Annotated in this window: 13 protein-coding genes; all 13 read right to left on the reverse strand. The window is 63.8% G+C overall.

What is annotated here, in order from left to right; all coding sequences use genetic code 11:
* Nucleotides 1-53: 53 nt before the first annotated feature.
* The 13 genes from AB688_RS18305 to AB688_RS18365 all read right to left on the reverse strand — a co-directional run bounded on the left by AB688_RS18305 (nucleotide 54) and on the right by AB688_RS18365 (nucleotide 12,669).
* Nucleotides 54-1,982, reverse strand: coding sequence for a hypothetical protein (locus AB688_RS18305; protein WP_063545418.1), 1,929 nt, complete (start codon nucleotides 1,980-1,982; stop codon nucleotides 54-56).
* The gene (locus AB688_RS18310) at nucleotides 1,979-3,994 is read right to left on the reverse strand and encodes a hypothetical protein (RefSeq protein WP_063545419.1); all 2,016 of its coding nucleotides are present in this window, start codon (nucleotides 3,992-3,994) and stop codon (nucleotides 1,979-1,981) included. The genes AB688_RS18305 and AB688_RS18310 overlap by 4 nt, the downstream gene beginning before the upstream one ends.
* The gene (locus AB688_RS18315; protein WP_063545420.1) at nucleotides 3,994-4,500 is read right to left on the reverse strand and encodes a hypothetical protein; all 507 of its coding nucleotides are present in this window, start codon (nucleotides 4,498-4,500) and stop codon (nucleotides 3,994-3,996) included. Before AB688_RS18315 ends, AB688_RS18310 begins: the two co-directional genes overlap by 1 nt.
* Nucleotides 4,490-4,945 (reverse strand): GNAT family N-acetyltransferase, encoded by a 456-nt coding sequence (locus AB688_RS18320; protein ID WP_063545421.1) that lies wholly within the window; start codon nucleotides 4,943-4,945, stop codon nucleotides 4,490-4,492. Before AB688_RS18320 ends, AB688_RS18315 begins: the two co-directional genes overlap by 11 nt.
* Nucleotides 4,946-4,954: 9 nt before the next feature.
* Nucleotides 4,955-7,117, reverse strand: a complete 2,163-nt coding sequence (locus AB688_RS18325; protein ID WP_063545422.1) for a hypothetical protein — start codon at nucleotides 7,115-7,117, stop codon at nucleotides 4,955-4,957.
* The gene (locus AB688_RS18330) at nucleotides 7,117-7,713 is read right to left on the reverse strand and encodes a hypothetical protein (RefSeq protein ID WP_196759869.1); all 597 of its coding nucleotides are present in this window, start codon (nucleotides 7,711-7,713) and stop codon (nucleotides 7,117-7,119) included. Before AB688_RS18330 ends, AB688_RS18325 begins: the two co-directional genes overlap by 1 nt.
* Nucleotides 7,714-7,786: 73 nt before the next feature.
* Nucleotides 7,787-8,251 carry a hypothetical protein gene (locus tag AB688_RS18335; protein ID WP_063545423.1) on the reverse strand — a complete coding sequence of 155 codons (465 nt, stop codon included), beginning with the start codon at nucleotides 8,249-8,251 and terminating at the stop codon, nucleotides 7,787-7,789.
* Between the two features lie 45 nt (nucleotides 8,252-8,296).
* Nucleotides 8,297-9,163, reverse strand: a complete 867-nt coding sequence (locus tag AB688_RS18340) for a phage capsid protein (protein WP_063545424.1) — start codon at nucleotides 9,161-9,163, stop codon at nucleotides 8,297-8,299.
* Nucleotides 9,164-9,367: 204 nt separating this feature from the next.
* Nucleotides 9,368-10,204 carry a hypothetical protein gene (locus AB688_RS18345; RefSeq protein WP_063545425.1) on the reverse strand — a complete coding sequence of 279 codons (837 nt, stop codon included), beginning with the start codon at nucleotides 10,202-10,204 and terminating at the stop codon, nucleotides 9,368-9,370.
* Between the two features lie 2 nt (nucleotides 10,205-10,206).
* On the reverse strand, nucleotides 10,207-10,449 hold the full coding sequence (locus tag AB688_RS18350; protein WP_155738222.1) for a hypothetical protein: 243 nt from the start codon (nucleotides 10,447-10,449) through the stop codon (nucleotides 10,207-10,209).
* The gene (locus AB688_RS18355; protein WP_063545427.1) at nucleotides 10,446-12,062 is read right to left on the reverse strand and encodes a portal protein; all 1,617 of its coding nucleotides are present in this window, start codon (nucleotides 12,060-12,062) and stop codon (nucleotides 10,446-10,448) included. Before AB688_RS18355 ends, AB688_RS18350 begins: the two co-directional genes overlap by 4 nt.
* Nucleotides 12,059-12,262: a hypothetical protein gene (locus AB688_RS18360; RefSeq protein WP_063545428.1), complete on the reverse strand. Its 204-nt coding sequence runs from the start codon at nucleotides 12,260-12,262 to the stop codon at nucleotides 12,059-12,061. Before AB688_RS18360 ends, AB688_RS18355 begins: the two co-directional genes overlap by 4 nt.
* A 5-nt stretch (nucleotides 12,263-12,267) precedes the next feature.
* Nucleotides 12,268-12,669 carry a hypothetical protein gene (locus tag AB688_RS18365; RefSeq protein ID WP_063545429.1) on the reverse strand — a complete coding sequence of 134 codons (402 nt, stop codon included), beginning with the start codon at nucleotides 12,667-12,669 and terminating at the stop codon, nucleotides 12,268-12,270.
* Nucleotides 12,670-12,731 lie beyond the last annotated feature (62 nt).

The raw sequence follows: 12,731 nt of genomic DNA on the forward strand, positions 1-12,731 counted from the left end.
TCCTGTGGGGATGGAGCAAGCCTATGGCTTGAGGAAAGTCGGTTTCCCGACGTTTAGAGGCCTCGCTGCAGGAAGCAAGCGGCAGCAGCGGCGAACCCACGGGCATCCTGCTGGGCGGCCTTGATATAGTCGTCGGCCTGGGCCAGCAGCTCGCGAGCGGAGACGGTCACGGGGCGGCCCTCTTCGTCCAGGGCGCCAGTCGGCAGCCGCATATCATCCACCCGGGTCATGATCTCGTCGGCGAGTTGAATGGTTGGGTCGGAATCGGCCTGGCTGGGTCCGGCCATATCGGCGGGATCGCGCTCTGGTGTCAAAGGTTTTGCCCCGGATGTAACGCTTTCAGCCTGTTTTGTCGTGTTCCCGGCCTGTTCTGTTACGCCATCAGCAGATTTTGTAACGGCCTTGGGTGAACCGATATCCAACCCAGTCGGCTCAGCACGTGGCGCCAGTGCATCCTGCTCGGCAACCAGGCGGGCAATCTCAGCACGGGCAGCGGCTGCCAAATTCAAGCGTTCATTCCCCTGAGCCACACCGGCAGCCAGCGGCTTAGGCTCGAACCCCTGCATGATTTCGTCGGCGCGAGCCTCAATGCGCGGCTGCAGGCGCTCTGGTGTTTCACCACGGGCCAGGGCTGCCAGCTCGCCACGGGATAGTTCGGCAGTACGGTTGCCCTGCAAGGCATCCTCCAGGGCCGTGACGCGCTCGGTAAGCTGCTGGCGCTCCTGCTCGATGGCTTGGCGCGCGGCCGTCTCGGCCTGCTTGCGGCTCATCCCCTCGCCCTGGGCCTGCTTGGCTCGCTCGCGGAACGTATCGTCCAGCCCATCCAGCGTGCGCTGCACACCGGCCAGGTCAGCGCGCACGTCGGCCACATTGGGCAGCACGCCCGGCAGGTCCTGCTCCAGTTCGGCACGCAGGGTCGGCTCCAGCTCAGCACGAGCCGTGGCAATGGCAGCCTCACGGGTCGGTGCTCGCGGCGTTGGCGTCTCGGTGCCGCGCAGGAATTCAGCACTATGAATGCTGTCCGGTACGGCCACCGGCTCGCCGCGGCTCAGCTGGCCGATGGCAGTGCGCAGCGCCTCCTGGTGGGACATGGCCGAACGCGGATCAACTGGCGCGCCTGGAGCGGTGTCCACGTCGAAGTGCTGGGTTGTGCGCTCGGTGAGCGCTGCATCCACCTGCTCGGTGGTTGGGCGGCGCATGCCGATACGGCCGATGCCGAAGAACGCCGCTCCCAGGATTGCATCGGTGGCAAGGGCTGTCCCGTCCATGACGCGATACTGCGCGGCCTGGGCGGTGTAGCCGCCACGCTCCAGCACAGCAGCAGTAGCGCCGCGACCGGCCATGCCAAGCCCAACGTTCGCGCCCACGGCAATGGCAGCATCTCCAAGAACCGGGCCAACGAAGCGAGCGGCTGGAAGCACAGCACCTACCCCCATGGTCCCGGCGTCGATCAGCCCCTTGAGCGTGGCGGTGTCTTCGTCGATCCCTTCCGCCATAGCCACACGCTTGCTGGAATAGCCGGCAGGCGCACCAGCAGCAACGGCAGCGCCGAGAGGGCCAGCGGATACAGCGCCAACCACAGTACGCGGCAACACGGCTGCAGCTTCACCCAGGATCTGCCCGACAACACCGACCTCAGTGGGATCAGGGCGCAGGTGCATCACCGATTCGGCAGTCTCACGCCCGATCCTGCTGGCCTCTTCCTCGCCGAACTCGCGCTGGGCCTGGGTCTGCCCTTCCTCGAACTCGGGGAAGTACGATGCACCGATCGACAGGTCGGACTCGATAGCGGCGCTCCCCAGTTGCAGTGCCGCGGTCTGCACGGTACGTGCAGCCTCGATGCCACCGCGAACAAGGCCAGTGCCGAATGCACCAAGGGCGCCAGTGAAGGCGCCCGGAGAAAGCTTCTCTGTTGTCCGGTCCAGGCGCTGGTCCTGGCTGGCTACCTCACCTTCATCAACCATTCCGTCGAGCCAGCTCATTTTGCCCTCACAATCATCGGTTCGTTGGTCTTGGGGTCAACCTGGATGCGGCCAGCGTTCAGCAGGTAGTACAGCCCGTCTTTCCCAGGCACTGGCGAAAGCGGCATGTCTTCGAGCTGGCCCAGTGGAAACTCGGTGCGCTTGGCCAAGCCTTCCAGCTCGATATCGACCACCTTGTCGAACAGCTTGTCGGACATTCCGTAGGGCTTGACGACCTTCTGCCCGGCGCGCTCGGTGATGCCACCGGTAACGAGCTCGACAGCCTTCTCAGTGGTCTTGCGGTCCGGGTCATCGCCCTGCTCATACGATTTTCCGGTCGATACCGCTGTGCTTGCGTACAGCGCCTTGAAGCCTTGATACGCCTGCTCTCGCTGCGTGGTGCCCGGCATCAGCGCCGTTCCCACATGGGCATCGAACGCTGCGCGCATCTTCTCTTCCTTGGGCATCGGCACGGACTTGTCGGCCAGGATCTTCTGGCCCTGCAGCAGCATCTTGGGCACGTCGGTGCCGTCAGCGCCTTTCAGGTCCTTGAACTTGGCCATGCCAGCAAGCACGGTGATCGGCTGGTCAGCCGCCAGCGGCTTGATGGCCGCCGCGTAATCGGCGCCAGTTGGCGCAGCAGCGGCCAGCGTGCCGAACACCTGCAGCTTGGTAGCGTCGTCAGCCTGTGCCAGTACCGCGGTCAACATCGCCTGCTCGCCGGGCTTCCACGGACTGCGCGCGACCTCAGGGCCGTAGGCCTTGCGCATCGAGTTCACCACGTCGTAACGCTGGCCCAACTGTTCGGCCAGCTTGGCCTGGCCTTCCGGAGTGCCGATGCCGCTGATATCCAGCGGCGGCACGTCTTGCCCGGTGCGCATCGCGTTGAAGGTCAACGGGTCGTCGCGCATCATCTTGAGGTTTTTGTCGACGGCGGTCTGCAGACGGTTCAGGTTGCTGATCTGTGCGACAGAGCCGCCAGTCTCGGCGATCTGGCGGCGCTTGCTGTCCAGGTACTGCTGCTGCTCGAGCATCGGCTTGCGCAGTAATGCCTGAGACTCGTTCATTTCCTGCACGCGGGTGTTGTACTCCCCCGCCATGGATGTTCCGGAAAGCGCAGAACGCCAGCGCTGCTGGTCTGCCACGGTCGGCGGAATGCCAGTGGCCGCCTGCCTGTCCATCTGCGCCAGTACGCGCTCGGCCTTCATCTCGCGCATTTCGGCCTGGCGCTGCTGATGCTCTTTCACCTGGTAGATCCTGCCAGTGACGGTGTTCAGCAACTGGTTGCGCTTCTCCGGATCGAGCTTGTTGGCGTAGAAGCCATCGGCAGCGGTGAGGTCGTGCTCGATCTGTTGCAGGCTGCCCAGGCCATCGCGGGCCTGAACCACGCGCTGAGTGGCCTGGGTTGTCCAGTTCGCGTCCTTGGCCTCCTGCTTCTTGGCTGCCCACATCTCGCCGTACGCCAGACGCCCAGCCATGTCCACGTCTTCGCCATCCAGGCGGGCGTTCAGCTTGCCGATATCGGCGCCAGGCATGGCGGCTTCTTTGCCAAGCATGTCCAGCCGGGTGGCCATGTCGGCCTTGGCGGAATCAGCACGGGCGCCGATGGCCAGCTTGCGCACCCCTTCCTGACCGGCCAGCTGCAGCCGCTGCTGGGCCAGGCCCACGCCTTCCATCTCAGCTTCGGACAGCCCAGTCACCTGCAGCGGCTCCAGCTTCGCCACCGCGCCCTGGTAGGCTTCCTCCAGCTTGTCGTGGCTCAAGGTGCCCAGTCGCACCTGCTCAGCCAAATCACTGTTGATGGTGCTAATCTGCGTCTCGCGCTCGAACAAGGCGTTGCTGGCCTTCACCCGGGCGAGCGCCTGGTCTTCCTTTTGCCGCTGATCGAGAACGCCCAGCGCTGTGCGCTGGACTGTGTCGGCGACCTGCTGTGCCCCGCGGGACTGCAGGCTTGGGTCCATGGTGATAACGCGGTTCTGCTGGGCTTCGGGCAGAACGCGGGCCACTGCTGGGCCAATCGGGATGGTTGCCATCAGCCTGCTCCCCCTGGTTTCGATACGCTGCCGTTGCGACTCGCGGCGCTGGCCTTCCACATGCCGTACGAAGCGCCGGCCTGCAGCACGTTGCCGACGGCCTGTGAGTTGGCCGCCGACTTCTGCTGGCTGCCGTAGAGCCGCATGTTGCTGGCGTCGACGTAGCCGCGCTTGCGCTGTTCCTCTCCATTGAGGATGGTCATCACGGCATCTTCCTCGGCATTGCCGTAGATCTGCTCGTTGATGTTCAGCGCGGTGCCCTCGCCCACCTCGACGCCGGATGCTGCCAGCGCGGCGTTTGCCTCGCCTGCCTGGTTGCGGGCCATCTTGCGGATGCGATCGGCCTGCACTCGGGCAGCGCTTGCAGCGTTGTCAGCATCGATCTGTGCCTGCTCCGACTGGGCGCTGGCGTTGAGCTGAGACTGCCGACCCTGCTGAATCGTGTTGTACGTCGAGTAGGCGGTTGCCGCAGCCATAGCCGCGAGCGCAGCCGTTTCAATTCCCATGATCAACCTCCATCGTAAAGAGCGGGCCCACGTACTTGAAACCAAGGCGCGTGTAGAGCCTGGTGGTGCCATCGGTGTTGATACCCGTGGTGATACCCATGTGGATGTGCTTGGCGCCCTTGGCCTTGGCCCAGTGCTGGAACGCCAGGATCAGCTTCAAGGCGATCACCCCTTGGCGCTTGCCGGGCTCGATGAACAGCGAGTAGTCGTAAGCCAGCAGGTCGTCGCTGAACCACTGCTCGGTCACAGCGCCAGCGAACCCTCCAACCACCTCACCGCTGACCTCGGCGGCGAACACCACCCCATAGCCATCGATCAGTTGCCCAAGGAAGTGCGCCACCTTGTCCGGATTGAACGAGGTGGCGGCGTACGTGCTGGTGTCATGCAGCAAAGTCCCCAGCTCAACCAACCGGGGAATGTCAGCGTGTGTTGCTGGACGGATCATGGGGAGCCCTCAGTCGTTGATGGTCATCTTCTTGATGACGCAGAGCACGTGGAATGGCAGCGGCTGGTCTTGGATGATCTCCAGCTGGGCGCTACCACGGTCCCAGCTGAGGTTCTCGAGGCGCTTTTCACCAGTGAACAGCGGTGGGGCCTGGTCAAGCACATCCTCCCCAAGGTTGCGGAAGCTGATGGTCTGCTCTACGCCTTGCCCCTTAAGCTTGCAGCCGGTGGTCTCAAGGAAGCGGATGGTCACCTCGCCAATTCGCATGCTGTTGCCCTGAGCGCTTCCAGCGCCGCCCATGACTTCCGGGGTCAAGGTCTTGATCCTGCTGGAGAAGTGAAGACCCGCCTGAATGTTATTGGCCGTGCGCGGCAAGGTGATCTGGCCACCGACCACAGTCTGTTGCTGCATGACAACGCCGTCAGCGACGATATCAAGGGTCTTGCCTTCCAGGTGCCCAAGGCCGCCCCAGGTCGCCTGGCCTGCCTCACTGCTGGCGAATATGCCGTCATCGACCTGGCAGCCCTCAACGAAGCGCTCGATGTGCCGCACGTTCTGGCCATTGATGGTTCGGCGCACAACGGCCCACACCTGATCACCACCCTCGACAGGGATCGCTGCCACCGATTCAAAGGCGCCATCAGTGATCTGCCTGGCCCAGCCGACAACATCCTGGTCACGATCCACTGTCATGGTGGCGAGCACGCCATCAGACCGAGCGGCGAAAAGGATGCTCTCCGGCTCCTGCTGGTAGGCCATGGACACCACCCCGGACTTGGTCGCGTGCTCGGACAGCACGGACATATCTGGCGAGCCGTAGGCATCCGAGTCGTACTTGTAGGCCATGGCGCGCAGCTTGCGGCCGGCGCGCTGGACGAAGTACAGCTCGTTGCCGATGCGGATCGGGCGCACGCGGTTGCAGCCATAGACCGACTGATTCTTCACCTGGATGTTTGTGGGGGTGATCGGCTTCTCGATGCCGCCCGTGATGGTGAACTCGCCGCCGTAGGTCAGCGCAACCAGGGTCTTGACCTGCGACAGGTGCAGGATCGGGTTGATCTGATCCGACGACACGGTGAACGAGGTGGCGTCGTCATCCTTGGTGCCCAGTTCGAAGTTCAGCGACTCACCGGTCTTGGAAGCCCATATGGTCTGCGGGAAGTTCGGCGACCCACCAACATGCAAACGCTGCTCGAACAGCGTGCCGGTACCAGGGTATCCATCCACGGGATTCCATACGCTGGCCTCAAGCGACCATGCGTTGGCAGGCGATGCCGTGGCAGACGTGGGCGCAGAACGGATCACACCCGACACAACGGTCGGGCTGGTGTAGGTGGTGATCTCCAGCAGGCCGCCGTTGATCTTGACGAACTTGCCCACGTCAGCCGCGCGCCAGCCGTCAGTTGCCAGCGTCATGGTCACGATCGCCCCGACCGGTGTTGCAGCGCCCAAGGTATTGGCTGCCTGCGGGCTGCCCTTGAGCGACCAGCTAGGGCGGGTTGCGGATGGGAAAGCGTTCAGCACTTCGACGGTGGCCACGGTCGAGCTTGTCACGGCGGTGATCTTGGCCACGCCAGAGCCGGACCAGACTTCGCGCCCAACGTCAGAGGCCAGGAAGATCACAGCTGCCGACGTAAGCGTGCGGCCCACACCTACCGACGGGTCGCTCAGGGTCATGGCGGTGGCAACATCGATGCCGCGCTCTGCGAACGGCTTGGTGACAAAGGGCGCAGGGGCCAGGCTCCACTCGGTGTTCGTGATCCGGCGCAGACGGTTGATCTCCACGCCGTTGTGGAAGACGAACATGGTGTCGGCACCCTGGACATACTCGAGCTGCCCCAGCAGGGTCTGGCCGTATGGGCTCACCAGTTCAACCCCGGAGTAGCTGCCGTCGGGGAAGTGAATCCGCACATACAGGTCACCGAACTCGATCATGTACGCCTGCAGCGTGTTGAACACATACGGGATCAGGATCGTCTTCCGGTCCGGGTACTTACATGGGCTGCAGTGCAGCGTGCCGTAGCGGCGAACTCCACCACCGTGCACAACAGGCCAGCAGTTCTCCATGATCTCGGCGCCGTTCTGGTACCGGGCAATATCGGTTCGGCCAAGCATCCGGGGCGACAGTTCGCCCGCGGTGAAGTTGGTCTGGTTGAGCGTCAGGCGCGCCATCAGAAAATCCCCCAGCCATTGCCGAAGCGCGAGGCCAGCAGGTGCTCATTGCCCAGGGTCTGCGGTGGGTCTTCTTGACCATCGGCTGCCTTGGCCTGGCGGAACAGTTGCGCCAGCTTCTGCTCGCGGCTGTCGCGCTCCGATGTGGACTGAGTCACCGGGTAAGCCAGAACGGCGGCCATGGCAGCAGTCATGAGGTCAACCAGGTGCGAATCCCACGTCGCCTCCACCTCGTTGCGGAACACATAGCGCAGTTCAAGCACCATGGTGTCGGCCTGGATGGTCCGCCGCTCAACCAGGTAGTCGATCTGGCAGCCCCCCGTGCCGACCTCCAGCACACGCAGGCAATCGGCGGGCAGCTCGAACGCGCTGGAGTAGCCGAAGGGCGGAGCTTCTGCCAACGGCGCCAGAACCACGCGCTTTATGCAGCAGTTCCAGGGATGGGCGCGCAGGATGCTGTCACGCTGGGAGGGATAGAGGTTCGCGCACAGCTTGGCGCGGTCCAGGTTCTGCGAGTCCTGGAAGTCGTTGATGGTCTGAGCACCCAGCATCAAGAGCGCGTTGGAGCAGATCGAAACACCGGTTGCCATTGCCATGCCTTGTGTCTCCGGAAAAAAAGACCGGGGCGCTAGGCCCCGGCAAGTGAAACGACGTCCATGTCAGCCCTGATCAGTTCTGCTGGGCGTACTGCGCAACCAGGGTGATGACCTGGCCGGCCTGCAGGGCTGCACCAGCCACTACCGAACGCAGCTCGCTTTGGTCGGTTGCCTGGCCGGGAGCCACAACCGCCACGTCGAACAGCGCGCCGTTGGCGAACTGCGCCTCGGCGGTGGCGCTGCCTGCGGTGGCTACAGAGGTGGCAGCCAGATACCGTGCCGGGACCACCGGGTCGCCCAGGTTGAGGGTGGAAGAAGCCGCGCCTGCGTTGCAGTAGATCTTGGTGGTTGGCATCAGGCGCGCACCGAAGGGCAGGAAGCCCCACGAGATGTATTCGCCGATGCCTGGGCCGCCAGATGCGGGCACGGTGTAGGTGCTGACGAACACTTGAATGTCGCCGCCCTGCAGGTTGGGTTTGGTGAGGGTCTGCGGGTAAGCCGTGCGGGCCGCCGCCAGAGAACCGTTGCCGTTTGCCATGGTGTTACTCCTGAATGGGGTTGAGGACGAGAACAGCGAAGACCCTTACGGGTCGTTCGCAGCGATCTCGACGACCTTCTCTTCTTCCACGCGGACAGCGCCCAGGCTCTGCTTGGCGTAGATCCGGACGTTGAAGCCCTTGCCAGGATCCTTGCCCACCTCGGTGGTAATGTCCTTGCCCTTGCCAAGCACCACGCCAGACTTGGTCCAGGCGTAGCAGAATCGGGTGCTCCCGGTCTTCGGCAGGCGCTCAGAAGGAATCCAGCGGAAGCCCATCCAGGTGCCCTTGAGCGTGCCTTCCTGGAGCATCTTCACGCTCATGAAGTCCGCGCTGGTCAGGGTGGTGTCAGCCAGAATGTCCACCAGGGCGTTGGCGTGGTAGGCCATGTACAGTTCTTCGCCGGCTTCCTCGTCAGCCTCGTTCAGGCGGAAGATCTTCTTGGCCTGGATGATCTTGGCCTTGGTCAGGCCGGTACCACCCACGGCGATCTTCTGCGAAGCAGGAAGGATCACGCTGCCGGTAGCGCTCGAGCGAGCGGGACCACCGAAGGCCGAGATAATGACGTCGTCCTTGGCGCGGTTCATGCCAGAAACCATGGCCTGGACGTAGTCCGAGGTGGGGTCAACCAGCATGCGGATCTTGTCCTGGTCGTCGACCATGTCGCCGTCTTCCCAGTCGTAGAGGTCCACGAACCGGGTGCTGTGCGGTTGGTCATTGATCGGCGTGTCGCCGTGGCGCTGGGTGCGGCGTTGCGCGGTGCGCTGGCCGAGGCGGTTCACGGACTTGGACATGCCCACGATGTTGGGCTCGATGGTCACCGCCCCTTCGAAGCGGGACATTTTCTGCTGCGCGACGTGCTTGAAGTTGTCAGCGAACTGCTGCACGAACGCTTCGGTGATTTGCTGGGACATACGATGCACTCCAATGCGGATTCGGGATTGCCTTGCCGGGTGTCCGCTGGGCGGGCCGGGATTCCTGGCGTGCATCGGCATTGCTGCGCCTGGGGCGTTCCGGGTATCTGCGCGCCACCGCAGGCCGGCCCGGTATTGCTACCGGGATGCCTGTGATGGTCGGAGTTGCGGGGTGTCGGTTTCCCGACTATTTGGCTGGAGCGCTTACGCGCCAAAGGTGCGGGAGGCTGGCTTGTTGTACTTGGCTGCGTACAACTGATCGAGCTGGCCTTGGATTTGGGCACGCTTGGGATCGTGCGCCGGGAGGTCCTGCAACTGCTGGCGAAGCTCAGCAGTCTTGACGTTGAAGTCCTGTTCGCTCACCACGCCCTGACTGATCAGCGTGTCTTCGGCCAGCTCCTTGCCGATGTTGGCGGTGAATGCGATGAAGTCAGGGTCGTTGCCATACTTCGCCATCAGCGCCTGGAAGTTGCCGGGCTGACCCTCGGGGCTCGCGAACGACTCGGCGGCGCGATACGAGGCCTGCACTCCTGACTTGTAGGTTTGGTCATCAGGCCATACCGCCTTGAGCGCGGTGGTGCAGTCCTGCTGGCTGAGCTGCACGCCGCCTTCGACCAAGCCAGGCGCCGCCTTCAAGTACTCGCCGATCACATACTCGACCTGGGCGTTGGTCATGCCCTTGGCATGGGCCCCCTTGAGGAACGACTGAGTGTTCTCGTCGGCCTTGAACTCTTCCCAGTTGAAGCCCTCGACGCCTTCAAGCTTGACGCTGTACTCGCCGGCGTCCTTGGGTGGTGCATCGCCAGTGCCCAGGCGCGTCTCCAGCTGCTTGTAGCCCTCGGCAATCTTCCGCGACGATGCTTCAAGATCAAGGCTGCCGTCCTCCTTGTTGGTGCGGTACTTCTCGGGGAGCCAGTCGGTATTGGCGCCGCCTGCCATGACAGAGGCCGCTGGTGGTGCAGCGCCGCCGCCCGGGTCGCCGCCATCGCCTGCTTCGTTGCACAGGAAGTGGCCGAGACGGCCATGGATGAACAGGTTCATCGTTATTCCTCTTCGGGTTGGTCTTGCACGCCATTGGCGCGGTTGATGCGGCGCAGTATGTGGTCGAGCACCTCGCGGTGCCCGGCCTGCAGGTAGGTGCGCAGGACAGCGTCAATGCCGCCCACGGTTACTGCGTTCTTGCTGAACTTCTGTACCAGTTGATCAAGCACAATCACGCCCTCGGCGTGCTGCTCGAAGACGCGCTTGAACATGTCGTCCAGTTGCTCGGATGTGTACTGAGTCACGCTGCTGCCCCCGGTGCTTGTTTAAGTGCGGCCTGGCCAACCATCTGCTGCATGGCCTGCTCTTGCTGCTGCTCCTGCGCTGCCTGCATTGCCTGCGCCCGCTCGTCACGCACCCGCTGAACGTCAGCCTTGCTGCGCATGACCTCGGACGGAACGCCCAGGGCTTCACCACGGAACCGTGCTGCGGCATCGAAATCGACGTTGTCCATGGCGTCAGGCTGGCCACCGGCTTCGGCCTGGGCCTTGGCAGCCATGGCGCACCCGGCGACGTACTGGTCGATTGCGGTGACCTCTTCCAGCTTCTGCGCCCTGGCCAGCGGCGACAGGTAGCGGACGGTGTACGGGCGACCGGCCAGCGACTCTGGCGGCTGACCCAAGATCCCGGCGCGCATGGCGATGCCGAAGCAGCGCTCGATCAGTGGTTGCAGGTACTCGGTCTGCAGGCGGCCATAGACCGGGCCCAGCAGCTGACGGATCAGGCTGACCCGGGCGTGCACCTCGGTTGCGGTCATTGCTGGGCCGTTCTGGTCGCGCAGTTGGTCGGCCATCATCACCTTGCGGATGGCCATCTGCAGGCGAACGATGCGGCTATCGCTGTAGTTGAAGTTCGATCCGCTCTGCAGTGGCTTCATGCTGTCGACCGAGTTGGCCACGATGATCTTGCGCGGGCCGACCTTCACGGTGCGAGGGTTGAGCACCCCATCATCTTCGGCGATCCACATGCCAGCGATAGCCAGGTCAGCCGCGGCCATGTCCATGCGTACCATCTCGTTGAGCATGCGCGCATCGGGAAGGGCCTCGGCCACCGGCCCGGTGGCATACACGCTGTCCGGAATCATCATCCAGCGCGGGACTACCACCGGCATCTCGTGGTAGCCCGACTCGCTTACCAACTTCTTGGCTACCACCTCGACCTTGCAGCTGGCGATCGGCATGTTCTTGGCCAGGCGGGCACCGACCATGTGGGTGGTGCGCGGGTAGATGGCGTGGACGAACTCGACCAGATCCTGCGGCTTGTCCTTGGCCAGCTTGCGGGTAGTCTCGCTCACGTTGCCTTCGCCGAACTCGTTGATGGCCTGCTCGGCTGTCAGCTTGTACGAGCGGTAAACGGTATCGATCCTGCCGCCCGGCTTCGATGCCGAGCAGTAGACGCCGGAGATCGGCCACAGGTCGAAGCTGTAGCCGCCCTTCTCCCGGTCCTGGTCGATGTGCAGGGCGAACCAGCCAGCGCACACCACGTCGAGCAGGCCCTCGAATGCGGCCGAGTCGAAGTTCGATGCGTGGATGTTCTCCCAAATGATCTCGGCGGAATCGCCAAGCCAGCGGCGTTCGTCCTCGGTGGAGTTGGCAACGTCCATGCCGAACCACAGCGAGTTGGCCGGCGTCATGCCGGCCTGCACGGACGATGACAGCGTGCGTGCGGCGTCGGTGGTGGTGCCGTCGAAGATCCGCGCCTTGCGGTTCAGCGCCTCTTGAGCGCTCATCATCTCGCAATAGAACCCATTGCCACGCACCGGGTAGGTGTGGTCGTAGCAGTCGCGCCAGACCTGCTCATGCGGGCTGCGCAGCGACTTGAGCGTGCTCAGTGTCTTGCAGATCTGGTCAGCGTTCATGCCCCGAGGGTCCTTTTTCCTTGCTCAATGACGGTGCCCGCGGCGCCTGCCTGGGAAAGCAGGCTGCTGCGCTGCTTCTTGGCGCGCGCTGCGGCGGTTTCCTCGTTGGCCTTCTTGGCTGCTTCGTCAGCCGCTTTCTGTGCGGTGACAGCAGGGTCTTCGGCCTGGACAACCTTGGGCTTGCTTGGCTTCGATCCCATGGCGGTTACTCCTTGCTGTAGGCGGCTGGCAGATCCGGCACGAGCCAGCCTTCTTCGGTCAGCACGGCTTGCTGGCGCTGGGCAGTGACTGGCGCCTTCTCGGTGCTGGGCTGGGGCTTGGCTTCTGGCGCTGGGTCGGGGGTTGGGTCGGCAGGCTTGGTGAAGGGCTCGCCACCAGCGTTCAGACGTTCGGCCTCGGCCTGTGCGGCTTCCTTGGCTCCTTCGCCAGTGGCCACGAAGTCGCTGAACCAGTCGTTGGCGGTGGCTGACCAGATGCGCTGGCGCCCGCCGCCATTGTGCTTGGCGGTGTACTCCGGCTCCTTGGCCTCGATGGTGGTCTGCTCGGTGCTGGGCTGGGTCAGCGGCTGGCCAGGCGTCTGCACCTGGAGATTGTCGGGGGCTGGCATGGGTGGGGCCTCGGGGATTGGTATCAGTGAGGCCCCAGCATCATGGGGGGAAGGCGTCGGGT

This window comes from Pseudomonas putida (assembly GCF_001636055.1).
Taxonomy (GTDB): domain Bacteria; phylum Pseudomonadota; class Gammaproteobacteria; order Pseudomonadales; family Pseudomonadaceae; genus Aquipseudomonas; species Aquipseudomonas machongensis.